Here is a 25,308-nt window from a genome sequence, read left to right on the forward strand (position 1 = left end):
GGGCTCACCCCGCCCGGACGAGGTCGGCGAGCAGGCTCGCGGCGACGGTCGCCTTCGAGACCGTCAGCCCCGAGGCCGCGATCCCCTCCACCGCGTCGCGGATGCGGGCGAGGGGCGCGCCACGGGCCTTCACCCAGGCGGCCACCGCCTCCGGCCCGGCACCGATATCGGCGACGACCTCGGCGGTGAGCTTGCGGTGGGCGCCGGCGATGCCCGACACCGCCCGCTCCAGGGCGATCCGATCGAAGGTGTCGGCCACGGGGGCGGTGCGCGCCGCCGCAGCCAAGGCGTCGAGGCCGAATTCCCGCTCCAGCACGAAGTGGGTGGAGGCGATCTCCTCCACCGGGCGGCCGCTCGTCTCGGCCACGCGGACGATGTCCGGCGCGGAGACCAGGGCCCGCAGGCTGGCGAGGCGCCGGGCCCTGGCGGTCGCCATCCCGCGGCCGGTGAGCTCCGCCTCCCGCGCCGCGATCTCGGCCCGGGCCTCCTCGCCCAGCACCAGCGGCAGGGCCGCCTCCACCGCCGCGACGCCGTCCCGGTAGCGGGCGACGATGGGGGAGAGCCCCCCCGACAGGTCGAGGTTGCGGATGAACCAGACGATGCGGTTGGCCAGCAGCTCCTGGACCTCGGCGTAGAGGCCGAGCTGCGCCTGCCCCTCGATCCGCCCCGCCAGCCCATCGATGGCGAGGTTCAGCTCCATCAGGCCGAAGGCGTCGCGGGTGGCGGCGTAGGCCTTGGCGATGGTGGCGGCGTCGGCCCCCGTCACGTCCACGAGGCGCGTCACCAGGGAGGGGCCGCCCCGGTTGACGATGATGTTGGCCAGCGCCGTCGCGATGATCTCCCGGCGCAGGCGATGGCCCTTGACCGCGTCCGGGAAACGCTCGCGCAGCTCCTTCGGGAAGTACCGCTGCAACTCACGGTCGAAATACGGGTCGTTCGGCACGGCGCTCGCCAGGATCGCGTCGTGCAGGGACAGTTTCGCGTAGGCCAGCAGCACCGCGTATTCCGGGCGGGTCAGCCCCTCGCCCCGGCGCATCCGCTCGGTCAGCGCCCCGTCGTCGGGCAGGAACTCCACCGCCCGGTCGAGGCGTCCCTCGGCCTCGAAGGCCTGCATCGTCCGCATGGCGAAGCCGGTCTCGCCGAGCCCGCCGCGCTGGGCGAGGGACAGGCTCAGGGTCTGCAACTCGTTGTTGCGCAGCACGAGGTGGCCGACCTCATCGGTCATCGCCGCCAGCAGGGCGTTTCGGTCGTCGTAGGACAGCCGCCCGTCGCGCTCCGGCCCCATCAGGGCGATCTTGATGTTCACCTCGACGTCCGAGGTGTTGACGCCCGCCGAGTTGTCGATGGCGTCGGTGTTGAGGCGGACGCCGGAGCGGGCCGCCTCGATGCGCCCGCGCTGGGTGAGGCCGAGGTTGGCGCCCTCGCCGATCACCTTGGCGCGCAGCTCCGGGGCGGCGATGCGCAGGGCATCGTTGGCCCGGTCCCCGGCATCCTCGTCCGTCTCCGCGGTGGCGCGGATGTAGGTGCCGATGCCGCCGAACCAGAGCAGGTCGGCGGGCGCCCGCAGGATCGCCTGCATCAGCTCGGTCGGGGTCGCCTCGGCCCGGTCGAAATCGAGGGCGGCGCGCACCTCCGGTGAGAGGGGGATGGTCTTCAGGCTGCGGGGGAACACGCCGCCCCCGGCCGAGATCAGCGACCTGTCGTAATCCGCCCAGGAGGAGCGACCGAGGGCGAACAGCCGCTCCCGCTCGGCGAAGCCCGTGGCCGCATCGGGGTTCGGATCGAGGAAGATGTCCCGGTGGTCGAAGGCGGCCACGAGGCGGATCGTCCGCGACAGCAGCATGCCGTTGCCGAACACGTCGCCCGACATGTCGCCCACGCCGACCACGGTGAACGGATCGGTCTGGGTGTCCACGTCCATCTCGCGGAAGTGGCGCTTCACCGCCTCCCAGGCGCCGCGGGCGGTGATGCCCATGCCCTTGTGGTCGTAGCCCTGGCTCCCGCCCGAGGCGAAGGCGTCGCCGAGCCAGTGGCCCTTCTCCAGGGAGATGGCGTTGGCGATGTCGGAGAAGGTGGCCGTGCCCTTGTCGGCGGCCACCACGAGGTAGGCGTCGTCCGGATCCTGCCGGACGGTGTTCGGCGGCGGGACGATCTCCCCGTCCACGATGTTGTCGGTGAGTTCGAGCAGGGTGCGGATGAAGATGCGGTAGCTCTCGGTCCCCTCGGCCATCCAGGCGGCCCGGTCGGAGGCCGGCGGCAGGCGCTTGGGGAAGAAGCCGCCCTTGGCGCCCACCGGCACGATCACCACGTTCTTCACCTGCTGGGCCTTCACGAGGCCGAGGATCTCGGTGCGGAAATCCTCCGGCCGGTCGGACCAGCGCAGGCCGCCGCGGGCGACGTAGCCGAAGCGCAGGTGCACGCCCTCCACCCGGGGGGAATAGACGAAGATCTCGAACAGCGGCCGGGGCAGGGGCATCCCCGAGACCTTGGCGCAGGCGAACTTGAAGCTGATCGTCCCCCGGGGGGCGCCGGCCTCGTCCGTCTGGAAGAAGTTCGTGCGGATCGCCGCCTCGATCAGGTTCACGAACCGGCGCAGGATGCGGTCGTCGTCGAGGCTCGTCACCTCCGCCAGCGCCGCCTCGATCCTGGCGCGGATCTCCGCCTGGGCGCCGTCACGGTCGCCCTGCGCGGCCGGGTCGAAGCGCGCGTGGAACAGGGCGACGAGGTCGCGGGCGATGCCGCCGTGCCGGGCCAGGGTGCCGGCGATGTAGTCCTGCCCGTAGCGGATGCGCAGCTGGCGCAGGTAGCGGCCGAAGGCCCGCAGCAGCGCCGCCTCCCGCCAGGGGAGGCCCGCTTCGAGGACGAGGCGGTTGTAGGCGTCGGATTCGGCGAGGTCGTCGGCGATGGCGAGCATCGCCGCTTCGAGGGGCTTCTCCAGGGCGGGCACGTCGATGGCGCCGCCGGAGGCGCGCTCGATCAGCATGTCGTGCAGCCAGACCCGGGCGGCCTGGCCCGCCCCCGGAGGCTCGATCCGGTAGGTCCGCTCGTTGATCACCCGGAACCCGAGATTCTCCAGGCCGGGCACCCGGTCGGAGAGGGCGATGGCCGTGCCCCGCGAGAACACCTTCAGGCGGATCTGAGCGGCCGGGTCCGTCTCCCGCCGGCCGATGGACACGGCGCGGGGATTCGCATCGCTCAGCGAATCGAGGATCGCGATGTCGTCCACCGCGACCTCCGGCAGGAAGTTCTCGCGGTAGGCGGCGGAGAAGGCATCGGCGTAGCGGGCGGCCAGCCCCCGCGCCCGGCTGCCGCTGCCGCGCTCCGCCAGGGCGGCCCGGAGGCCGTCCGCCCAGGTGCGGACGATGCCCGCGATGCCGGATTCCAGGGCCGCGGGGTCCCGCTCCGGGGCCGGCTCCTCGGACAGGCCGATGATGTAGTGGGTGCGGGCCAGCGGCCCCTCGGGGAAGTCCGGCTGCGCGACGGAGAGCCGCCCGCCGTAGCTCTGCGCGAGGTAGGCGCCGATCTTCGCGCGGACTCCCGAATCGTAGCGGTCCTTCGGCACGTAGACGAGGAGCGAGACGAAGCGCCCGAACCGGTCGGGCCGGGACAGGATGCGGATCCGCGGCCGGTCGGCGAGGTCCACGATGCCGAGGGCGAACCGGGTGAGCCGGTCGATGTCGATCTGGAACAGGTCGTCGCGGGGATAGGTCTCCAGCACGGCCAGGAGGCTGCGGCCGGCATGGCTCGTCGGGTCGAGCCCGGCCCGGGCCACCACAGCCTCCACCTTGCGGCGGATCACCGGCACCTCGCGGGCGGGGCTCGCGTAGGCGTTGGCGGTGAACAGGCCGACGATGCGGACCTCGCCGGAGAGCTTGCCCGACGGCGAGAACAGCTTCACCCCGATATAGTCGAGGTGGTCGGCCCGGCGGACGCGGCTGCGGGCGCTCGCCTTGGTGATGATCAGCGCCTGCGGCTCCTCGAAGAAGGCGAGGATCTCCGGCGTGTAATCCACGAGGCTGCCACCCCGGCGCAGCACCGCGGTGCCGGGATCGCGCAAAACGCCGAGGCTCGAATCCGGGACCAGGGGGTGCGATTCGCCCTGGATGCCGTGCTCCTGCATGCCGAGCAGGGTGAAGTGGCCGTCCGCCAGCCAGCCCAGGAAGGCGCGGGCCTCGGCGATCTCGTCCTCCGGGAGGGGCGAGGGCGTGCGTCCGTAACCCTCCGCCAGAGCCGCGAGCCGGGCGCGCATCGCCTCCTGGTCCGCCGCGGCCTGGGCGACATCGACATGGACCTGGACGAGGCTCGCCTCGAGGAACTTGCGCACCTCGCCTTCGAGGCGGTCGAGATGGATGTGCACCAAGCTCTCACGGGCCAGCGTGCCGTGGACGTCGGCCGTCGTCTCGCCCACCACGCGGACCAGGGCGCCGTCCCCATCCCGCTCCACGCCGAGGATCGGGTGGGCGACGAGGTTCGCGGTGAGGCCATGGAAGGTGAGGGCGGCGAGGGTCGAATCGAGCAGGAACGGCCGGTTGTCGTTGACGATCTCCAGCACCGTGACGTCCCGCATCCGGCCCTCCCGCGACAGCGCGAGGTCGGAGAGGCGCAGGCGCGCCGGATCGCCCGGGCGCCGGGGCGCGGCGAGGAAGTCCCGTGCCCGTCCGGCCAGCTCGGCCAGGGCGTCGGCGGAATAGGGCGACAGATCCTCCGGCGGGACGCGGCCGAACAGGTCGCGGACGAACCCCCCGGGGCCGCCCTGGCCCGAGACCAGGCCCGCGGCCGCATCGATCAGCCCGGATCGGGCGCTGCGCTCCTCGAAGGAAGAGAGGGCGGTGGCTGTCTCGAGGGTCACGCGAATCTCCCGAACCGGGTTGGCGATCGCGAGAGGGTTAGCAGAGGCTTTTCCCAAGTCGATGACGGCCCCGTACCCCGCGGAGTCGATCCCCGAAATCCGTCACCCGCTTGCCGGCGGGCGGATATGTGCATATACACGCAAATCATGAGCGCCCCGCCGGCCCCCGACATCGATGCCTGCACCTGCGGCGTGCTCCGCCGGGCGGCGCGCGCCGCCACGGCGATCTACGATCAGGCCCTTCGCCCCACGGGCCTGCGGGTCACGCAATTCGCGATCCTTCGCATCCTCGACCGGCGCGGCCCCCTGCCGGTCACCCGGCTCGCCGCCGAGGCGGGGCTGGAGCGCACGACGATGGCCCGCAACCTCGATCCGCTGGAGCGGCGCGGCCTCGTCCGCATCGTCGCGGGCGAGGCGGACGCCCGCAGCCGCCTCACCGAACTGACCGATGCCGGCCGCAGCGCGCTGGCGGAGGCGCTCCCCCACTGGCGGGGTGCCCAGGCGGACCTGGCGCGACGCGTCGAGCCCGGCGCCGTGCGCGCCCTGGCCGCGGCGCTGCACTCCGGCTAGAGCCGGAACGACGGTTCGAACAGGGATGCGGCCCCGCGGGCCCATCCCACCGCCTTCGCCCGGGCCCCCTGCCCGGACGGGCCCCTGAAGTCTTCCGGTGGAGACCCGACGCGATGCAACCCTCCGCTCCGATGCGCGCCGTGCCGAGGCTCCACTACGCCTGGGTCATCGTCGCCGTGACGTTCCTCGTCCTCCTCGTCGGCGCGGGCGTGCGGGCGACGCCGGGCGTGCTGATCGTGCCGTGGGAGCAGGAGTTCGGGTGGAGCGCGGCGACGATCGGGATCGCCATCGCCATCAACATCTTCCTCTACGGCATGATCGGCCCCTTCGCGGTGGCGATCATCGAGCGGTTCGGCCTGCGCGCCTCGGTCTGCGGGGCACTGGTGATCCTGGCCGTCGGCACCGCCTCCACCAGCCTGATGCGGGCGCCCTGGCAGATGATGCTGCTCTGGGGCATCGTCGTCGGGTCGGGCTCCGGCATGGTCGCCAACGTCCTCGGCGCGACGGTCGCCGGGCGCTGGTTCGGCGAACGGCGCGGCCTGGTGATCGGGCTGCTCACGGCGAGCAGCGCCACGGGGCAGCTCGTGTTCCTGCCCCTGCTCGCGGGCCTCGCGGTCGGGCAGGGCTGGCGCACGGTCTCCCTCGTCGTGGCCGCCGCGACCCTGGCCCTCGTGCCCCTGGTGCTGCTGTTCCTGCGCGACCGCCCGGCGGATCTCGGCCTGCCGCGCTACGGCGAGACCACCCTCCAGCCGACCCCGGTGCTGACGGAGAACCCCGCCAAGCGCGCCCTGCGCGGCCTCGCCATGGGGATGCGCTCGAAGGATTTCTGGCTGCTGGCGGGCACGTTTTTCATCTGCGGCGCCTCGACCAACGGGCTCGTCGGCACGCACCTGATCCCGGCCTGCTTCGATCACGGCATCCCGGAAGTGACCGCCGCCGGCCTGCTGGCGCTGATGGGCATCTGCGACCTCGTCGGCACCACCGCCTCGGGCTGGCTCACCGACCGGTTCGACTCGCGCAAGCTGCTGGCGTGGTACTACGCCCTGCGCGGTATCTCGCTGATATTCCTGCCCTACTCGTTCGATCTGAACTTCTACGGCCTGTCGCTGTTCGCGGTGTTCTACGGGCTCGACTGGATCGCCACCGTGCCGCCGACCGTGAACCTCGCGGGCAAGGCCTTCGGCGAAGGGAACGCCGCCCTGATGTTCGGGTGGATCGCCGCCGCGCACCAGATCGGTGCGGCCTCGGCGGCATGGCTGGCGGGCGTCGTCCGCACCGGCAGCGGAACCTACTTCGAGGCCTTCGTGGCGGCGGGCATCCTGTGCCTCGTGGCGGCGATGATGGCGCTGTTCGTCGGCCGCAAGCCCGAGGCCGAGGGGGCGATGCGTCCGCTGCCCGCCTGAACTGCGGCGCACGCGGGGCGTTCGGGGCTAGACAGGCGCGGTCCGGGACGGCCCGCGCCGCCCGGCCCCCTCGCCAGCGAGTCCCCCTTTGTCCGATGCCCTTCCGACCGTGAAGGCCACCGCCGCCCGCCCGGCCTGGGTCGGCCCCGGTTTCACGGAGTTCGTCACCATCGTCGCCCTGATGATGGCGGTGACGGCGATCTCCATCGACAACCTGCTCCCCGCCTTCCCGGCCATCGAGACCCGGTTCGGCGTCTCGGACCCGAACCACCTTCAGCTCCTCGTCTACGTTTACATGCTGGGCTTCGGGCCGGCGCAGATCGTCTACGGGCCGCTCTCGGACGCCCTGGGGCGGCGGCCGGTGCTGATGGCGAGCCTCGGCGTCTATGTGGCCGGGTGCGTCCTGGCGATGCTGGCGCCGAGCTTCGGCTGGTTGCTCGCGGCGCGGGTGATCCAGGGGATCGGCGCGGCGGGCGGGAGGGTCCTGTCCACCGCCATCGTCCGCGACCGGTTCGCCGGCCGCGAGATGGCGAGCGTGATGTCGCTCATCATGATGGTGTTCCTGATCGTGCCGATGATCGCCCCGGCCATCGGCGGGGCGATGTTGGCCTTCGGGTCGTGGATCTACGTCTTCGTCTCCATGCTGATCCTCGCCTTCATCGTGACGGCGTGGTTCGGCTGGCGCATGCCGGAGACCCTGCACCCGGAATACCGGCGTCCGCTCTCCCTCAAGGCGACGGTCCAGGCCGTCCGCCTCACCCTCGCGACCCGCGTGGCGGTGGGCTACGCCACGGCGCTCGGCCTGCTCACCGGCTGCATCATGGGCTATGTCGGATCGGCCCAGCAGGTGTTCGACACCGGACTCTACAAGCTCGGGCCCCTGTTCCCCGTGGCCTTCGGCCTCGTGGCCGGGGCCATGGGCGCCGCGACGCTCATCAACTCCCGGGCGGTCCGGCGGCTCGGCATGCGCCGCCTGTCCCAGGCCGGAACCCTGGCGTTCACCGTGGTCGGGGTGGTCCAGGTGATCCTGGGCCTCGCCTACGGGGGCCACCCGCCGCTGGCCCTGTTCCTCGCGGTGCTGGCGGCGAACCAGTTCCTCATCAGCTTCGCCATGCCGAACTTCAACGCCCTGGCGCTGGAGCCCCTCGGCGCCGTCGCGGGCACCGCCTCGTCCTTCCTCGGTTTCTACACCACGATCCTCGGGGCCGGCTGCGGCTACGCCATCGGCCAGTCCTTTGATGGGACCGTCCTGCCCATCGGGATCGGCTACGCGACGCTGGGGGGCCTCGCCATGGTGGTGATCGCCTGGACCGAGCGCGGACGGCTGTTCCAGTACGGCCCATCCACGTGATTCACGGTTGCGCTTAACGGGCCGTTCAATCGATCACGCGAGGCTCACGCCATTCCCTCGCGCCCTGGACTTCCCGCATGCTCGCCCGCGCCTCTGACGGCACCCTGCTCGCCGCGCGCCTCCTCCTCGCCGTCGCCCTGCTGCCGACGGGCATCGCCCGAGCGCTCAACGTCTCGGGCTTCGCCTTGACCCTGGCGGGGGCGGGGATGCCGTTCCCGAACGCGGTGGCGACGACCGCCGTGGTGATGCAGGTGTTCGGGCCGCTGGCGATGATCCTCGGCGTACTGCCCCGCCTCACGGGAATCGCCCTGGCCCTATTCGCGGCGGCGACGGGTGTGGTGCTGCACGCCTTCTGGCAGTTCACCGGCCCGGCCCTCGTGGCGGAGCGGACCCTCATGCTGGCCGATCTCGGCCTCGCCGGGGGATACCTGCTCTACGCCATGACCGGTCCCGGCGGCTGGAGCTGGCAGGGGTTCCGGATGGGCGCGCCGGCCCCGCGGGCGAAGTCCGGCGGCAAGGCGGGCGCGAAGGCCGGGGGCGGCCGGCGCACGCCCCAGGGCCGCACCGCCTGATCGCCCGCCCCGCCGTCCCGGCGCATCCGAAGGGCTCCGCCGCTCCCCTGGCGGAGCGACGGGCCTAGCTTCGCCCCGGCGCCGCGTTGGAGGGCGTCGCGACGATCCGCCGGCCGGACACCTCGGCGCCGGCATCCGGCGACAGGGCCCGGAAGGGGAAGACCGAGAACAGCGAGATCACCGCCACCGCGAAGAAGGCGGGCCCGAAATCGCCCGCTTCGATGGCCTCGCGCCCGTGGAAGGTGGCGGCCGCTTCCAGCGCCAGGGCGCCGAAGGTCACACCGAGGCTGAGGGAGAGCTGCTGCGCGACGCTGGCCAAGCTCGTGGCGGCGCTCATCTCCGGTTTGTCGAGGTCGGCATAGGCGATGGCGTTCACGCAGGTGAACTGGACCGACCGGCAGCAGCCCCCCACGAACAGGATCGCCAGCATCAGCAGGTGTGGCGTCTGGGCGGTGTAGAACCCGTTCACCGCCAGGAAGGCGGAGGCCAGCACCGCGTTCACCACCATCACCCGCCGGAAGCCGAAGCGGCGCAGGATCGTCGGCGCGAGGGTCTTCACGAACATCGCCCCCGCGGCGGCGGCGAAGGTGATCAGCCCCGACCGCAGCGGATCGAGGCCGAAGCCGATCTGCAGCATCAGCGGCAGCAGGAACGGGATCGCCCCGGTGCCGATGCGGAACAGGCTGCCCCCCGTCACCGCCGCCCGGAAGGTCGGGTGGCGCATCAGGTCGAGGCGGACCACGGGGTGGGCCACCCGGCGCGAGCGCCAGAAATACAAAGGCAGCAGGACGGCCCCCGCCGCGAAGCAGCCCCAGGAGACCGCGGCCGGCAGCAGGTGCCGCCCCGTGGAGGCGAGCCCGAGCATCAGCGAGGCGAGCCCGGCGCCGAGGAGCAGGAATCCGAGCACGTCGAGGGGCGGTCGTTCGGGCTCCCGGATATCCTCGAAGTAGAGGGTCGCCAGGACGAGCCCGACGACGCCGATGGGCACGTTGATGAAGAAGATCCACCGCCAATCGAAATAGGTGGTGATGAACCCACCCAAAGGCGGCCCGAGCACCGGCCCGACCATCGCCGGCAGGGTGAGGTAGGAGAGGGCGGTGACGAGTTGCGCCTTGGGCGCCGAGCGCAGCACCACGAGGCGCCCCACCGGCACCATCATCGCCCCGCCCATCCCCTGAAGGAACCGCGCCGCCACGAACCAGCCGAGCCCGTTGGCCGCCGCGCAGGCCAGCGACCCCGCCAGGAACACGCACAGCGCCGCCCGGAACACCGTGCGGGCACCGTAGCGGTCGGCGGCCCATCCGCTCACGGGGATGAAGATCGCGAGGCTGACGAGGTACGCCGTAAGGGCGAGCTTGAGGGCGATGGGGTCCTCGTGGAGGCTCGCCGCGATGGTCGGCAGCGCCGTCGCGATCACCGTCGAGTCGGTGTTCTCCATGAATAGGGCGGTCGCCACCGTCAGGGGGACGATCCGGAGGGAGAGGGCGGAGGAGCGGGGCATCGGACGGGAGACGCGCGGGGCCATGCGGGGTTGCGCCGTTTTCCACCGGGACGTTTCAGAATTGTATCCGCGAAGCCACACGGCGCTCGTGCCGGCATGGCGAAGGCAGCTTGGCCGCTATCGTCCCGCCGGCCCGGCGGATAAGCTTCCCGTAAGGACCGGCCCTGCGCCCGTCCGAGCCTGCTTTCCGGACGTTCCGTCTCGGGGCAGGGGATACAGAGAGTACGGATGCTTTCCAGCCGGCCCGACCGTCGCGCCCTGTCTCGTCTGTTGGCTGCGGCGGCCCTGATGACCGGAGTCGCGGCCTGCGGCACCGTGCTGATCAACACCACCGGATCCCTCACCCGCTACGACCGCCTGCAGCGCTCGGCCGCCACCGCCACCGAGGCGCGGCTCTACGCCGACCGGTCGGCGCTCCAGCGGGCGAAGACCGTGCGCATCGTGCCGACCGTCTTCACCGGCGAGGTCGAGGGTTCCGGCCCCCTGACGGCGGCCGACCGGCGGCTCATCGCCAACGCCGCCGACCGGGCGCTCTGCTACGACCTCTCCCTGCGCTACGACATCGTGACGGGCCGGGATGCGGACCTCACCGTGCGGGCGCAGGTCACCCGCGTGGAGCCCACGAGCCTGATCGGCGCGGGCGGGACCATCGCCGGCTCCCTCGGGGTGACCGTCGCCTCCCAGCTCGGCGTCGGCTTCGCCGAGGGCATCGGCCGCATCCCGATCCCGCGGCTCCCCATCGGCCTCGGGAGCCTCACCGTCGAGGCGGAGGCCCTCGACCGCCACCGTGAGCAGCGGGCCGCGATGGTCTGGGGCGGGGCCGCCAACTCCTTCACGAGCCAGCCGCGGTTCTCCGCCGCCAGCGATCCCTACGACCTCGCCGGGGATTTCGGACAGGATTTCGGCTACTTCCTCGCCACCGGCGACGATCCGTTCACGGCCCCGAACACCCTCCCGAACTGGGACCGCATCCGCGTGACCATGCTCGGCGAAGCCCCCCTCGATCCGGATTGCGCCGCCTACGGGCGCGCCCCGGGCATCGACGGGATCGTGACGGACTATATCGGCCTGCCGCCGGAATACGGCGACAGGGGGCCCGCCGTTCCGGTCCGGTGAGTTCGGGCGCGGGCGCCCATCCTCCACGGCACAAGGCACGCGGCGACGGGACCGAGGGCAGCGGGACCGGCGCCGTTGGCGCGTTTTCCTGGATTTCGTCTCTGCGCTCGCAAGGATGGCTGCGGGGCGCTCCCGCGTGACGCGCCCCCGTGGCCCGTTTCCCGCTCACGCAAAAATCCGCGAGCCATGCACAGCGTCTAGGTGCGGCGCGGCATCCTCGCATTGGCGCGGCCGTGTCGGGCGTGATAGGGCCACTTGCCAACCCGATCCCCCGCCGCGCGATCCGCGCCGCTCGTTCCAAGGACCGTTGGCACATGGCCCGACTCAGTTCCGCGTCGATCATCGAGGGCCTGACCTTCGACGACGTGCTGTTGCGGCCCGCCGCCTCGTCGGTGATGCCGACAGAGGTGAACATCGCGACGCGGCTGACGCGCACCATCTCCCTGAACATGCCGATCATGTCCTCGGCGATGGACACCGTCACCGAAGCGCCCATGGCCATCGCCATGGCCGCCATGGGCGGTCTCGGGGTCATCCATCGCAATCTCGAGCCCGCCGAGCAGGCCGAGCAGGTCCGCCTCGTGAAGAAGTACGAGTCGGGCATGGTGATGAACCCCATCACCATCCACCCGGACGAGACCCTGGCGGACGCCCTCGAGATCATGCGGGTCAACCGCATCTCCGGCATCCCGGTGGTGGAGCGTGGGCCGAACGGCAACCGCGGCAAGCTGGTGGGCATCCTGACGAACCGCGACGTGCGCTTCGCCACCGCCCCGGCCCAGCCCGTCTCCGAGCTGATGACCCGCGACCGGCTCATCACCGTCCGCGAGGGCACGACCCAGGACGAGGCCAAGCGCCTGCTGCATCAGTTCCGCATCGAAAAGCTCCTCGTGGTCGATGACCACTACCGGTGCATCGGCCTGATCACCGTCAAGGACATCGAGAAGCGCGTGGCCTATCCCCACGCCGTGAAGGACGAGCAGGGCCGCCTGCGGGTCGCCGCCGCGACGACGACGGGCGACGGCGGCTTCGAGCGGGCCGAGCGCCTGATCGACTCCGGCTGCGACGTGATCGTGGTCGACACGGCCCACGGCCACTCGATCAAGGTGCTCGACAGCGTGCGCCGGGTGAAGCAGCTCTCGAACGCGGTCCAGGTGGTCGCCGGCAACGTCGCCACTCGCGAGGGCGCGCAGGCGCTGATCGACGCGGGCGCGGACGCGATCAAGGTGGGCATCGGGCCGGGCTCGATCTGCACCACGCGCATCGTCGCCGGCGTCGGCGTGCCGCAGCTCACGGCCCTGATGGAGGCGGTCGAGGCCGCCTCCGAGGCGGGCGTGCCGGTCATCGCCGACGGCGGCATCAAGTATTCGGGCGACCTCGCCAAGGCCATCGCGGCGGGTGCCTCCGTGGCGATGCTGGGCTCGCTCCTGGCGGGCACCGACGAGGCCCCCGGCGAGGTGTTCCTTCACCAGGGCCGCTCCTACAAGTCGTATCGCGGCATGGGCTCCGTCGGCGCCATGGCGCGCGGCTCGGCGGACCGCTACTTCCAGGCCGAGGTCAGCGACACCCACAAGCTCGTGCCCGAGGGCATCGAGGGTCAGGTGCCGTACAAGGGGCCGGTCGCCGCCGTGCTGCATCAGCTCTCCGGCGGCCTGCGCGCCGCGATGGGGTATGTCGGCGCCGCCACCGTGCCGGACTTCCAGGAGCGGGCGCAGTTCATCCGCATCACCAATGCGGGCCTGCGCGAGAGCCATGTCCACGACGTGACGATCACCCGCGAGAGCCCCAACTATCCCTCGCGGGCTTAACGGGGCGCGGAGGACGACGCGATGCGGACGCTGGTGGTCGGGGCCGGTGCGACCGGCGGCTATTACGGGGCGAGGTTGGCGGAGGCGGGGGCCGACGTGACCTTCCTCGTCCGTCCCGCCCGCGCCGAAACGCTCGCCACGGCGGGGCTCAGGGTCCTGAGCCCCCTCGGCGACCTGCATCTCCCGGACCCACGCACCGTAACCGCCGCGAGCCTCGGGAGTGCCGGGCCGTTCGACCTGGTGCTGCTCTCCTGCAAGGCCTACGACCTCGACGCCGCTCTGTCCGACGTCGCGCCGGCCATCGGCGACGGCACCGCCATCCTGCCGGTGCTGAACGGGATGGCGCATCTGGCGCGGTTGGACCGGGCCTTCGGCGCGGCGAAGGTGCTCGGCGGGAGCTGCGCCATCGCGGCGACGCTGCTGCCGGACGGGGCGATCCGGCAGATGACCGAGCTGGCCAGCATCACCTACGGCGAGCGGGACGGCAGCACCTCGGCGCGGATCGCCGCGGTCGATGCGCTGATGCGCGCGGGCGGGCCGAAATTTCAGCCGCGCCTGTCCGAGCGGATCGAGCTCGAGATGTGGGAGAAGTGGGTCTTCCTCGCGACGCTCGCGGGCGGCACGACCCTGATGCGCGCCTCGGTCGGCGACATCGCCGCGGCGCCCGGCGGCACCGCGTTCATGTCCGCACTCCATGCGGAATGCACCGCCATCGCCGCCGCCGCGGGCTTCGCTCCCCGCGAGAAGGTAGCCGCCGGGGCCCGGGGGCAACTCACCGCGGCCGGCTCGGCCTTCACTGCCTCGATGCTCAGGGACATCGAAGGCAAGGGGCGCATCGAGGCCGACCACGTGATCAGCGACCTCATCGCCCGCGGGCAGGCCCAGGGCCTGCCGACACCGATGCTCGACCTCGCCTATACCGGCCTGAAGGCCTACGAGGCGCGCCGGGAGCGGGAGACGGCGAAGCGATAGGCTCCAGCCGTATCGGTTCTCCCGGGCGAACACGCCTTCGGAGAGGCGCCTCCGTCAGTGCGAACGCTGCTAAGCGATCCAGGGACGCGCCATGGCCTGAACCGGCCCGCTGCCCGGGATAGCTTGCCTCGCGATGACGAAGTGGACGAACGACGGCCAAGCTGTTCTGTCCCGCCGGACATGGCGGTGTAGGGGGGAGGGCGGACGAACCTCCCCCTTCCAGATCCCGACCGGGGAAAAACCCGGCCCCGTCTCAGTAGCGGGCGGGGGGCGGGGGCGGGCTGCCGTATTCGAGCTGCGTCTTCGCATCGACGGGCCGGCGCGGGGGCGGCGTCAGGTCGGTGGCGGCGGGCGCGGTCGCACAGGCGGCGAGCAGCGATGCCGCGAGGCCGAGCAGGGCAATTCGGCCGACGATTCTCAGATATGACGACATGGTCCGAGGGACTCCGGGGCATGGCCCGCGGCAGCGCCTCTGCGTTGCCCGGCCGATGCGGTAAGGTGGTCTGGTCACCGACCGGCTGCCCGGTCGGGCCGAATCGTATGATGACCCGCATTCGTGCGAAAGCTTGGCCGCAAGGTGGCCGGTTCAAGGCCGGCCCGGCCCGGGGGATCCGGCGCAGAAGCCCCTTCCGCGCTGCGGGGTTCGGGTCTATCGCCCAAAGCCTGCGCGCCACCGCATCACCGTCCACCGAGGAGTAGTCCCCTGACCCCCGCCGCACGCTGCGCTGCCGCCATCGAGGTGCTGGCCGACATCACCGAGCGCCGCCGCCCGGCCGCCGACGCCCTCAAGGATTGGGGCCTCGCCCACCGGTTCGCCGGCTCCGGCGACAGGGCCGGCATCGCCAGCCTCGTCTACGACGCCCTGCGCCGGAGGGCGTCCGCGGCCTGGATCATGGGGTCCGACACGCCGCGGGCCGTCGTGATCGGATCGTTGCGCCTGCAGCAGGGCCTCGCGGCCCCGTCGATCGCCGCCCTGTTCTCCGGCGAGGGCTACGCGCCCGCCGTCCTCGACTCGGACGAGCGGTCGCGGGTCGAGACCGCGACCCTCGAGGGCGCGCCGCGGGAGGTGGCGGGCGACACCCCGGCCTTCGTGCTGCCGGAGCTCGAAGCCACCCTCGGCGAAGACCTCATCCCCGAGATGCGGGCCCTCGCCCGGCGGGCACCCCTCGACCTGCGGGTGAACACCCTGCGGGGGCCGCGGGACACGATCCTCACGGCCCTGGAAGGCTACGGCGCCGCGCCGACGCCGCACGCCCCGAAGGGGCTTCGCGTGCCCGTCGGGGCCGACGGGCGCGGTCCGGCACTGCACGTGGAGGCCGAGTTCCTCGACGGCTGGTACGAGATCCAGGACGAGGGGTCTCAGCTCGCCGCGCTCCTCGCCGACGCGAAGCCGGGGGAGACGCTGGTGGACCTCTGCGCGGGCGGGGGCGGCAAGACGCTGGCGCTCGCCGCCGCGACGGGCAATGCCGCCCACCTCATCGCCACGGACGGCGATCCCCGGCGCCTCGCCCCCATCCACGAGCGCCTGCGCCGCTCCGGCGCCCAGGCCGAGGTGCGCACGCCCCGGGGAGGGAAGCAGCGCGCCGACGTCCTGGCCGACCTCGACGGCACGGTGGACCGGGTGCTGGTGGATGCCCCCTGCACCGGTTCGGGGACGTGGCGGCGCAACCCGGATGCCAAATGGCGCCTTCGGCCGGGCAGCCTGTCGACCCGCCACGCCGAGCAGGCGGCCGTGCTCGACCGGGCCGCGGACCTCGTGCGGCCGGGCGGGCGGATCGTCTACGTCACCTGTTCGCTGTTCCCCTCGGAGAACGACGCGGCCATCGCCGCCCTTCTGGCGCGGCGGAACGGGGCCTTCACGCCGGTCGAGGCGGGGGCGGTGCTCGCCGCCGGCCCGGCCTCGCTGGCCGACGCCGTCCGCCGCACGACGCACGGCGTGCAGATGACGCCCCTGCGGACGGGCACGGACGGCTTCTACGTTGCGGTGCTGGAACGGGCTCGCTGACTCAGGGATCGACGCGATGGCCATGAAGACGAGCTACGTGGTGCAGCCGTTCGAACTGCACCGGAAGCGCCTGCGGCCGGCCCGCCAGGAGGCGGCGCAGACCGAAAGCGGGGCGATCAAGAAGGCCGAGAACCTCGCCAAGCGGATGCCCGGCGCCGCGGCCCTGAAGGTCGTGGCCGACGACGAGACCGGCGAGCTCGAAGGGGTGACGATCCTCGGCCAGTGGGGTGAGATCCCCGACGACTTCGCCGAGAGCCTGCAGGGTTGAGGGACCACATGTCCCCGCGGGACCGAACCGGACAGACCGGCCGACGGCATCTCGCCCCTCCGATGGGAGTGGGCGGGCAGCATCGGCCAAAGCATGATCCGGCGATGCGTGCTAGACGATGGGGCGATCAGGGAATCTAGCTTTGTCGGTCCTGCAGCGACACAATGCGAGGGAAGCCGGGACGGGCCCGATCGCGATGGTCTTCGCCCACGGATTCGGGTGCGACCAGAATATGTGGCGCTACGTCGCGCCGGCCTTCGAAGACCGGTTCCGCACGGTGCTGTTCGACCATGTCGGCGCGGGTGCCTCGGATCTGTCGGCCTACGAGCCCACCAAGTACGAGACGCTCGCCGGCTACGCCGACGACGTGGTCGAGCTCGCCACGGCCATGGGGGTGAAGGGCGGCATCTTCGTCGGACACTCCGTCAGCGCGATGATCGGCGTCCTCGCCTGGAAGAAGGCCCCGGAGCTGTTCGACCGGCTCGTCCTGATCTGTCCCTCGCCGCGCTACGTCGATGACGGGGACTACGTCGGAGGCTTCACCCAGGCCCAGATCGAAGAGCTGATCGACTTCCTCGACAGCAACTATCTCGGCTGGTCGCAGGCGATGGCGCCCGCCATCATGGGCAACGCCGAACGGCCCGAATTCGGCCAGGAGCTGACCAACAGCTTCTGCCGCACCGATCCGGAGATCGCCAAGCGCTTCGCCCGGGCGACGTTCCTCTCGGACAACCGGGCGGATCTCGTCGATGTCACCGCCCGCTGCCTCGTCATCCAGTGCTCGGACGACATCGTCGCGCCGCGGGAGGTGGGTGAATACGTCCACCGGACGCTGCGCCACAGCGAGCTCGTGGTGCTCAATGCCTCCGGGCATTGTCCGAACCTCAGCGCCCCGGAGGAGACCGTCGCGGCCATCAAGGCGTTCGTCGGTGACGACTGACCGGGACCTGCCGGTCCCGGGACCGGAGGCGGACGACCTCGAAGACCTGTTCGAGAACGCGCCCTGCGGCTACGCCTCGGCCCTGCCGAACGGGCGCCTCTCCCGGGTCAACCGGACGCTGGCGACGTGGCTCGGCTATTCGGCCGCCGACCTCGTGGGACGCCGCTTCCTCGACCTGCTGACCGTCCCCGGCAAGATCTATTACGAAACGCATTTCGCGCCGCTCCTGCGCCTGCAGGGGGCCTTCAAGGAAGTGGCCTTCGATCTGCTGCGCGCGGACGGCACGAAGCTGCCGGTCCTCGCCAACGCGGTCCTGCGCCGGGACGAGACGGGCGAGGTGCGCTTCATCCGGGTGACGGTGTTCGACGCCTCGGATCGCCGCCGCTACGAGCGCGAGCTGCTCGATGCGCGGCGGGCGGCCGATCAGGCCAAGGACGCGCTGCAGGATCTCAACCTCACCCTCGAAGCCCGGGTGGCCGAGCGGGCGCTCGCCCTGGACCGGGCGTGGCGGCTCTCCCCGGACCTGCTCGCCGTGGCCGACGCCGAAGGGACCCTGACGGCGGTGAACCCGGCCTGGACCAGCCTGCTCGGGTGGCCCACGGCCGATCTCGTCGGCCGCAGCTTCGTCGCCTACACCCACCCCGACGACATCGCCGCCACGCGGGCGACCCTGGCCCAGATCCGGACCGCGCCCCTCGTCATTCCCTTCGAATACCGGTTGCTGCACGCCGACGGCAGCTACCGCCGGTTCGCCTGGACGGGGGCTTTCGAGGACGGCCGGATCTACGCCACCGGCCGGAACACCACGGCCGAGCACGAGCAGGCGGACGCCCTGGCGCGGGCCGAGGAGGCCCTGCGCCAATCCCAGAAGCTTGAGGCGGTCGGGCAACTGACCGGCGGGGTCGCGCACGACTTCAACAACCTGCTGACCATCATCCGCTCGTCGGTGGACTTCCTGCGCCGGCCGGACCTGTCGGCGGACCGGCGCAGCCGCTACATGGATGCGGTCTCGGACACGATCGACCGGGCCACCAAGCTCACCAGCCAGCTCCTCGCCTTCGCCCGGCGCCAGACGCTCAAGCCCGAGGTGTTCGACGTGGGCGAACGCCTGCAGGGCGTCGCGGACATGCTCGACACCGTGACGGGCGCCCGGATCCGCGTCGTGACCGAGCTGCCGCACGAGCCCTGCTTCGTGAAGGCCGACGTGAGCCAGTTCGAGACCGCCCTGGTGAACATGGCGGTCAACGCCCGGGACGCCATGGCCGGCGAGGGCACCCTCACGCTGCGGCTGACCACCGCGACGCCCCTGCCGCCGATCCGCGGCCACGCCGCCGCCGCCGGCCCGTTCGCGGCCATCTCCCTCACCGACACCGGCTCCGGGATTCCCCCCGAGCAGCTGGCGCGCATCTTCGAGCCGTTCTTCACCACCAAGGAGGTGGGCAAGGGCACCGGCCTCGGGCTCAGCCAAGTGTTCGGCTTCACCAAGCAGTCGGGCGGGGATGTCGAGGTGCACAGCGTGGCTGGCGAAGGCACCACCTTCACGCTGTACCTGCCCGAGATCGCGCCCGGGCCCCGTCAGGAACCGAAGCCGCCGCGGGGGGACGACGCCTTCCCGACCGGCGACGGGCAATGGGTGCTGATCGTCGAGGACAACGTCGAGGTCGGGCGCTTCGCCACCCAGATCCTGGAGGATTTCGGGTATCGGACGACCTGGGCCGCCAACGCGGAGGAGGCGCTGGAGACGCTCGGCGCGGACGGCTCCGGCTTCGACGTCGTTTTCTCGGACGTGGTGATGCCGGGGATGGGCGGGATCGAACTCGCCAAGCTGCTGCAGCGCCGGATGCCGCACCTGCCGGTGCTGCTGGCCTCCGGCTACAGCCACGTGCTGGCCCAGGATGGATTGGACGGCTTCGAGCTCGTCCACAAACCGTACTCCGCCGACCAGCTCGGCCGGCTCCTGGCCCAGATCGTCCAACCGCGACCCCGCGGCTGACACCCGCGCGCCAGCGGCGAACGCGCCAGCGTCCACCCGTGAGGGGGCGCGCGAAGATGAAGGGATGGCCGAAGCGTCAAAGACCCAGATGTGGTGAGGTCTCGCCGCGAGGCGAAGCCGTCATTGGCTCTGTAAGCTGAGTATGCACCGGAGCTTAAAAGTAAGCTGGCGCTCCCAAGGGGAATCGAACCCCTGTTTTCGCCGTGAGAGGGCGACGTCCTAGACCGCTAGACGATGGGAGCTTTCCGGCGGCGCTGAGGTGCTATAGCGACGCCGGGACGGAGGCACAAGTGCCGTTCCGGCAGATTGTGCGATGAATGGGTGGGTGCGGGTGGACGACTACGGTGAGGAGCGGAGCGGTGTCGTGGAGGAGGGAGGCCTGCGCCTCGATCGGGTGCTGGTCGGGCTCTTCCCGGACCTGTCGCGGGCCCGCCTTCAGGACCTCGTCCGCGAGGGGCACGTCACCCGCGACGGCGGGATCGTGCGTGATCCGGCGGTGAAGGTCGCGGCCGGGGCCTGGCTCGTCCTCGACCTGCCGCCCCCCGCCGACGCGACGCCCGAGGCGGAGGCGATCGCCCTCGTGATCGCCTACGAGGACGACGACCTCGTGGTGGTCGACAAGCCGGCGGGGCTCGTGGTCCACCCGGCGCCGGGCCACGCCGGAGGGACGCTCGTCAACGCGCTGATCGCCCATTGCGGGGCGAGCCTGTCCGGGGTCGGCGGGGTCCGACGGCCGGGCATCGTGCACCGGCTGGACAAGGATACCAGCGGCCTGATCGTGGTCGCCAAGAACGACCTCGCCCACCACGGCCTCGCGGCGCAGTTCGCCGACCACGGGCGCACCGGCCCCTTGGAGCGGTCCTACCTCGCCTTCACGTGGGGGGCTCCGAGCCCCGCCGCGGGTACCATCCAGGCGAGCCTCGCCCGGTCGCGGCACAACCGCGAAAAGATCGCGGTGGTCTCGGACGAGACCGGCCGCCATGCGGTGACCCATTACGCGGTGCTGGCGCGCTACGGCGAGGCGAGCCTCGTCCGCTGCCGGCTGGAGACCGGGCGCACGCATCAGATCCGCGTCCACCTCGCCCACCGGGGCCATCCGCTGCTGGGCGATGCCGTCTACGGCGCGGCGTTCCGGACGAAGGCGGCGCGCCTGACGGAGGATGCGAAGGCGGCCCTCGACGCCCTCGGCCGCCAAGCGCTGCATGCGGAACTCCTCGGCTTCGCCCATCCGCGCACCGGCGAAACGATGCGGTTCGAGAGCGCGCTGCCGCCGGAGCTCGCGGCGCTAAAGGCTGCCCTGGACACGTAATTTATCCGGAAGGCGTGCGAAAGGACACGACAGGCCGCGGCACTTCGTGCCATCTTTCGACCTTCTGATCCGGTCGTGCGTTGTTGGCGACGTGAGCGTGCCAGGGACGCGACGGGATCGAGCGGGCGGCCCGACTTACTTGGGCGCTCGGAGGGGTCGGCTCAAGGGCGTCCCCAACGCCAACCGCGTCCGCCCGCCTGGGGGATCTGTTTGAGGAGAATGACATGGCCGGTACGCTGCCCATGCTCGCCAACGAAGGTGGCCTTTCCCGCTACCTCGACGAGATCCGCAAGTTCCCGATGCTGGAGCCGACGGAGGAGTTCACCCTCGCCAAGTCCTGGCGCGATGGCGGTGACCGTGAGGCTGCGCACCGTCTCGTGACCTCGCATCTGCGCCTCGTGGCGAAGATCGCCATGGGCTACCGGGGCTACGGCCTGCCCATCGCCGAGGTGGTGTCCGAGGGGAACGTCGGCCTGATGCAGGCCGTCAAGCGGTTCGATCCGGACAAGGGCTTCCGCCTCGCCACCTACGCCATGTGGTGGATCAAGGCGGCGATCCAGGAATACATCCTGCGCTCGTGGTCACTCGTGAAGATGGGCACCACGGCCAACCAGAAGAAGCTGTTCTTCAACCTGCGCAAGGCCAAGGGTCGCATCTCGGCCCTGGAGGAGGGCGACCTCCGGCCCGAGCAGGTCGCGCACATCGCCACCCGCCTCGGCGTGCCGGAGCAGGATGTGGTGGACATGAACCGCCGCCTGTCCGGCGACACGTCGCTGAACGCACCGCTGCGCGAGGAAGGCGAGGGCGAGTGGCAGGACTGGCTGGTGGACAACGCCCCGAGCCAGGAAACCGTGCTGGTGCGGGAGCAGGAGGGTCAGAACCGCCTCTCCGCCCTCCGGGACGCCCTCGGCGTGCTCAACCCCCGCGAGCGGCGCATCTTCGAGGCGCGGCGTCTGGCCGAGGACCCCATCACCCTCGAGGACCTCTCGGGCGAGTTCGGCGTCTCCCGCGAGCGGGTGCGCCAGATCGAGGTCCGCGCCTTCGAGAAGGTGCAGGAGGCGGTGAAGCGCAACGTGGCGACGCGTGAGGCCCCCCGCACCGCCGCCCTCCATTGAAGACCGCCTGAGACGCACCAAGCCCCATGACGCACGAAGCCGGCGGAGCCCCTCCGCCGGCTTCGTGCGTTCGGGACGTCGGTGGCCTCACTTCCAGGCGTCGAAGGCCTGCTGGAGGACCTGCTCGCCGGACTGGCCCTTCTCGAAGGTCAGCACCGCCCGCCGGCCGGAGGTGTAGCGCACCGCCAGATCGAACCATGCCCGGTGCAGCAGCAGCTCGCTGTTGCGCTCGACGTCGGAGGGCAGCGACGACAGGCCGATGAGAAACAGGTTGTCGCGCACCCGGACCGGCAGGCCGGATACGGGCGAGCCGCGGCCGTTCTCGTCGTCCTTGGCCTGGAGCAGGCCGACATCCTGGACGACGCGGGAGGCGGCGTCGGCGCCGCTCTCGCTGAACGACAGGCTGACGGTGTGGGAAGCCGGCAGGGTGGCGTCGAGGTTCTTTTGGATCGTCATCGTCAGGGTGAGCCCCGCATCGGGGTACGTCACTGTCGCCGTCGCGGTGGTCTGCAACGGCTGGCCCTGCTCGCCGTCGACCGTGTCGAGGCGCCACGTCACGCGGCCCGTGCTCGTCACCGGCTGGGCCCCCTCGCCCTCGGGCGTTTCCTCGATGAGGAAGGCGCGCTTGGCCACGGCGACGCCGGGCGGCGGCGGGGCGGCGGAGGCGACGCTCTTCGGCGCCGCCCCATCCTGCTTGGGCTTCGGCCTCTCCATCGGAGCCTGATCACCGCCGACCCGGTCGTTGAACTTGGCCTCAGGATTGTCGCTGGCCTGCTGCGAAGCCTCGGTGCTCGCCCGCGATGCCAGCTGCGGCTTGTCGCGGAGCAGGAAGGCCGCCACGGCGATCGCGCCCATCACGGCGACGAGCACGATCCCGACGACGAGGTTGCGCAGGGTCTTGGAGCGGCCGCTCCGCGGCGCCACGACGGCGATCCGCGGGCGCTGACGGCCCTGAGCCCCGTCGGATGCGGCGTCCGGCCCGTCGTCGGCGAGCCCGGCGGGCTCCGTGGCCGGGGCAGGGCCCGGCGCCAGCTCCGCTTCCTGCCCCGTGGAGGGCTTACGCGCGGCGATGGCGATCGCCGCCTCGCGCGGCTGCGCGTTGGCGGGCTCGGGCGTCAGCACGAACCGGGGCGAGGAGGCCGGAGGCAGCGCGGGTTCGAGGGGGGGACCGGCCACCTGAGAGGAGACGGGTTCAGGAAGCTCGGATTCCGGCCCGATGGGGGGCGGCGGCGCGGGCGGAGCGACGGTGTCCGCCGGGGTCAGGGATGACGCGGGCGGGGGCGAAGGTGGCGGGGGGGACGGGGCAGGCTGCTCCTTCGCCGCATCGTTGGCCGGAGCGGGGATGCCCCCATGCTCGACCTCCAGCCGCTCGATGGCCGTATCGAGGGCGCGCCGCTCCAGATCGATATCGTCTTCCGACAGGGGTGGTTCGAGGGAGCGGAGCTGGCTGATCAGGGCGTTCCGCGCCCGGTCGTAGACCGCCCGCCGCAATCCGGGCGAACGGTCGGGAAGGGCGTCGAGGGCCCTCGCCAGAAGCGGGTAATAATCGGCCATACTGCTCCGGTTCGCCCGCTTGGCGCCCTTCCGGCTGCCGCTGAACCCGCAGCCGCCTCCTTGCCACGCTTCTTTTAACCAAATCGCAAGCCGTACAATACCGCAGGCGGCGATTGCCCGGCGCCATCACCAGGTATGGCCGCCGCGCGGCTCAATCCTCGAAGGGATTGTGCATCAGGATCGTGTCGTCCCGTTCGGGCGAGGTCGAGAGGAGGGCGACGGGTGCGCCGATCAGTTCCTCGATGCGCCGGACATACTTGATCGCCTGGGCAGGCAGATCGGCCCAGGACCGGCCACCCGCCGTCGTCTCGCTCCAACCCTCGAACGCCTCGTAGATCGGCTGGACCCGGGCCTGGTCCGCCTGGCTCGCGGGCAGGTGGTCGATCACTTTGCCGTCGAGGTGATAGCCGGTGCAGATCTGGATGGTCTCGAAGCCGTCGAGGATATCGAGCTTGGTGAGCGCGATGCCGTTGATGCCGGAGGTGCGCACGGTCTGCCGCACCAGGGCGGCGTCGAACCAGCCACAGCGCCGCTTGCGCCCGGTCACCACACCGAACTCCCGGCCCCGCTCGCCGATCCGCTCGCCGGTGGCGTCGGTCAGCTCGGTGGGGAAGGGCCCTTCGCCGACGCGGGTTGTGTAGGCCTTCACGATGCCGAGCACGTAGCCGATCGCCGAGGGGCCGAGGCCGGAGCCCGTGGCCGCCTGCGCGGCCACGATGTTGGACGATGTGACGTAGGGATAAGTGCCGTGATCGACGTCGAGGAGCGCGCCCTGCGCCCCCTCGAACAGGATGCGCTTGCCGCTGCGCCGCACCTCATCGAGGAGCGACCAGACCGTGTCGGCGAAGGGCAGGATCTTCGGGGCGATGGCCAGAAGCTCCGCCTTGAGGGCGGCCCCGTCGATCTCATCGATGCCGAGGCCCCGGCGCAGGGCGTTGTGGTGGGCGAGCAGCCGGCCGATCTTGGTGTCCAGCATGTCGGCATCGGCGAGGTCGACCACGCGGATCGCCCGGCGGCCGACCTTGTCCTCGTAGGCCGGCCCGATGCCGCGCTTGGTGGTGCCGATCTTCAGGACGTCGTTCGAAGTCTCACGGTAATGGTCCAGCTCGCGGTGCAGCGGCAGGATCAGCGTCGCGTTGTCGGCGATGCGCAGGTTCTCCGGCGTCACCGACACGCCCTGCTCACCGATCCGCGCGATCTCCTCCACGAGGTGCCAGGGATCGACCACCACGCCGTTGCCGATGACCGACAGCGTCCCGCCGCGCACCACGCCCGAGGGCAGCAGCGAAAGCTTGTAGGTCACGCCGTCGATGACGAGCGTATGGCCGGCGTTGTGTCCGCCCTGGAAGCGGACCACCACGTCGGCCTGCTCGGAGAGCCAGTCGACGATCTTGCCCTTGCCCTCGTCGCCCCACTGGGCGCCGACTACGACGACGTTGGCCATGCCTGCCTTGAACCCGTGTCACTGCCCCGCGCGGCCCGGATGTGATCCGGGATGGCGGGCTCGGAGTCCGTTTTCGCGATCCGGCAGGGGAAATCAAGCAGACATGGCGCCGGCGACGTCGGCGACGGTGCCTATTTCGCCTCGGTGCCGGGGGTGCGGCCGGGCAGTTCGCCGGGCTTGATGACCGGCATCGACCCACTCTGGTCGGGCTTCACCACCGTGCCGGTGGCATCCCCCGGGGGCTTGATGACGCCATCGCTCTTCCGAAGCTTGTCGGACAGGGATTGGTCGTTCGGCGGGGCGTCGGCGCTCGGCCGGACCCGGTCCGGGGGCGTCTGCGCCGCCGGGGGCAGGGCGGGGTCGCTGTCCTGCTTGCGCAGCGGCGCGTCGGGGTTCTGGGCCAGCGCCACCCCGCCGGTCAGCAGCACCGCGAGGGCGGCGGCAGGCACTTTGGAGAGACGGAACAGGCTCGGCAACGCGGCCTCCTTGATCGGGCATGGAGTCCCACCCAAACCGGTGGCAGGCCAAACCGTTCCTC

General features: G+C 71.5%; 19 protein-coding genes and 1 tRNA gene. 13 read left to right on the plus strand and 7 right to left on the minus strand.

What is annotated here, in order from left to right; translation table 11 throughout:
• Positions 1-4 precede the first annotated feature (4 nt).
• Positions 5-4,849 (minus strand): NAD-glutamate dehydrogenase, encoded by a 4,845-nt coding sequence (locus MKK53_RS24570; RefSeq protein WP_243931584.1) that lies wholly within the window; start codon positions 4,847-4,849, stop codon positions 5-7.
• 147 nt (positions 4,850-4,996) lie between these two features.
• On the opposite strand from MKK53_RS24570, the gene MKK53_RS24575 reads away from it, so the two are divergent.
• The 4 genes from MKK53_RS24575 (at position 4,997) to MKK53_RS24590 (ending at position 8,745) form a co-directional block, all read left to right on the plus strand.
• The gene (locus MKK53_RS24575) at positions 4,997-5,419 is read left to right on the plus strand and encodes a MarR family winged helix-turn-helix transcriptional regulator (protein WP_243931585.1); all 423 of its coding nucleotides are present in this window, start codon (positions 4,997-4,999) and stop codon (positions 5,417-5,419) included.
• 113 nt (positions 5,420-5,532) lie between these two features.
• On the plus strand, positions 5,533-6,822 hold the full coding sequence (locus MKK53_RS24580) for an MFS transporter (protein WP_243931586.1): 1,290 nt from the start codon (positions 5,533-5,535) through the stop codon (positions 6,820-6,822).
• A gap of 181 nt (positions 6,823-7,003) precedes the next feature.
• The gene (locus tag MKK53_RS24585) at positions 7,004-8,173 is read left to right on the plus strand and encodes a multidrug effflux MFS transporter (protein ID WP_243931869.1); all 1,170 of its coding nucleotides are present in this window, start codon (positions 7,004-7,006) and stop codon (positions 8,171-8,173) included.
• 77 nt (positions 8,174-8,250) lie between these two features.
• Positions 8,251-8,745 carry a DoxX family protein gene (locus MKK53_RS24590; RefSeq protein WP_243931587.1) on the plus strand — a complete coding sequence of 165 codons (495 nt, stop codon included), beginning with the start codon at positions 8,251-8,253 and terminating at the stop codon, positions 8,743-8,745.
• 64 nt (positions 8,746-8,809) lie between these two features.
• On the opposite strand, the gene MKK53_RS24595 is transcribed toward MKK53_RS24590, so the two are convergent.
• On the minus strand, positions 8,810-10,270 hold the full coding sequence (locus tag MKK53_RS24595; protein ID WP_409564411.1) for an MDR family MFS transporter: 1,461 nt from the start codon (positions 10,268-10,270) through the stop codon (positions 8,810-8,812).
• Positions 10,271-10,534: 264 nt separating this feature from the next.
• Between MKK53_RS24595 and MKK53_RS24600 the strand changes: the two genes are divergently transcribed.
• From MKK53_RS24600 to panE, 3 genes are all read left to right on the plus strand, one after another.
• Entirely contained in the window at positions 10,535-11,362 is an 828-nt protein-coding gene (locus MKK53_RS24600; protein ID WP_409564412.1) for a DUF3313 domain-containing protein, read from the plus strand.
• Between the two features lie 314 nt (positions 11,363-11,676).
• Complete coding sequence (gene guaB, locus MKK53_RS24605) at positions 11,677-13,170, plus strand: IMP dehydrogenase (RefSeq protein ID WP_243931589.1); 1,494 nt, start codon at positions 11,677-11,679, stop codon at positions 13,168-13,170.
• Positions 13,171-13,191: 21 nt separating this feature from the next.
• Positions 13,192-14,142, plus strand: a complete 951-nt coding sequence (gene panE / locus MKK53_RS24610; protein ID WP_243931590.1) for a 2-dehydropantoate 2-reductase — start codon at positions 13,192-13,194, stop codon at positions 14,140-14,142.
• 253 nt (positions 14,143-14,395) lie between these two features.
• Here panE and MKK53_RS24615 read toward each other — a convergent pair whose 3' ends face one another.
• Positions 14,396-14,575 carry a hypothetical protein gene (locus tag MKK53_RS24615; protein WP_243931591.1) on the minus strand — a complete coding sequence of 60 codons (180 nt, stop codon included), beginning with the start codon at positions 14,573-14,575 and terminating at the stop codon, positions 14,396-14,398.
• Positions 14,576-14,845: 270 nt separating this feature from the next.
• On the opposite strand from MKK53_RS24615, the gene MKK53_RS24620 reads away from it, so the two are divergent.
• The 4 genes from MKK53_RS24620 (at position 14,846) to MKK53_RS24635 (ending at position 19,348) form a co-directional block, all read left to right on the plus strand.
• A complete protein-coding gene (locus tag MKK53_RS24620) occupies positions 14,846-16,147 on the plus strand; it encodes an RsmB/NOP family class I SAM-dependent RNA methyltransferase (protein ID WP_243931874.1) in 1,302 nt (433 codons plus the stop codon).
• 16 nt (positions 16,148-16,163) lie between these two features.
• Positions 16,164-16,415 (plus strand): hypothetical protein, encoded by a 252-nt coding sequence (locus MKK53_RS24625; RefSeq protein WP_243931592.1) that lies wholly within the window; start codon positions 16,164-16,166, stop codon positions 16,413-16,415.
• 142 nt (positions 16,416-16,557) lie between these two features.
• Entirely contained in the window at positions 16,558-17,355 is a 798-nt protein-coding gene (locus MKK53_RS24630; protein ID WP_243931593.1) for an alpha/beta fold hydrolase, read from the plus strand.
• Positions 17,276-19,348 (plus strand): PAS domain S-box protein, encoded by a 2,073-nt coding sequence (locus tag MKK53_RS24635; protein WP_279599227.1) that lies wholly within the window; start codon positions 17,276-17,278, stop codon positions 19,346-19,348. The genes MKK53_RS24630 and MKK53_RS24635 overlap by 80 nt, the downstream gene beginning before the upstream one ends.
• A 166-nt stretch (positions 19,349-19,514) precedes the next feature.
• On the opposite strand, the gene MKK53_RS24640 is transcribed toward MKK53_RS24635, so the two are convergent.
• Positions 19,515-19,590: transfer RNA gene (locus MKK53_RS24640), tRNA-Glu, on the minus strand.
• Between the two features lie 71 nt (positions 19,591-19,661).
• Between MKK53_RS24640 and MKK53_RS24645 the strand changes: the two genes are divergently transcribed.
• Together MKK53_RS24645 and rpoH are read left to right on the plus strand one after the other, a co-directional pair.
• Positions 19,662-20,657, plus strand: a complete 996-nt coding sequence (locus MKK53_RS24645) for an RluA family pseudouridine synthase (RefSeq protein WP_243931594.1) — start codon at positions 19,662-19,664, stop codon at positions 20,655-20,657.
• Positions 20,658-20,881: 224 nt separating this feature from the next.
• Positions 20,882-21,772 (plus strand): RNA polymerase sigma factor RpoH, encoded by an 891-nt coding sequence (rpoH, locus tag MKK53_RS24650; RefSeq protein WP_243931595.1) that lies wholly within the window; start codon positions 20,882-20,884, stop codon positions 21,770-21,772.
• A gap of 87 nt (positions 21,773-21,859) precedes the next feature.
• On the opposite strand, the gene MKK53_RS24655 is transcribed toward rpoH, so the two are convergent.
• From MKK53_RS24655 to MKK53_RS24665, 3 genes are all read right to left on the minus strand, one after another.
• Positions 21,860-23,326: a histidine kinase gene (locus MKK53_RS24655; protein WP_243931596.1), complete on the minus strand. Its 1,467-nt coding sequence runs from the start codon at positions 23,324-23,326 to the stop codon at positions 21,860-21,862.
• Between the two features lie 151 nt (positions 23,327-23,477).
• Positions 23,478-24,770: an adenylosuccinate synthase gene (locus MKK53_RS24660; RefSeq protein WP_243931597.1), complete on the minus strand. Its 1,293-nt coding sequence runs from the start codon at positions 24,768-24,770 to the stop codon at positions 23,478-23,480.
• A gap of 131 nt (positions 24,771-24,901) precedes the next feature.
• On the minus strand, positions 24,902-25,246 hold the full coding sequence (locus tag MKK53_RS24665; protein ID WP_243931598.1) for a hypothetical protein: 345 nt from the start codon (positions 25,244-25,246) through the stop codon (positions 24,902-24,904).
• Positions 25,247-25,308 lie beyond the last annotated feature (62 nt).

It is taken from the genome of Methylobacterium sp. J-076, assembly GCF_022829405.1.
Taxonomy (GTDB): Bacteria; Pseudomonadota; Alphaproteobacteria; order Rhizobiales; family Beijerinckiaceae; genus Methylobacterium.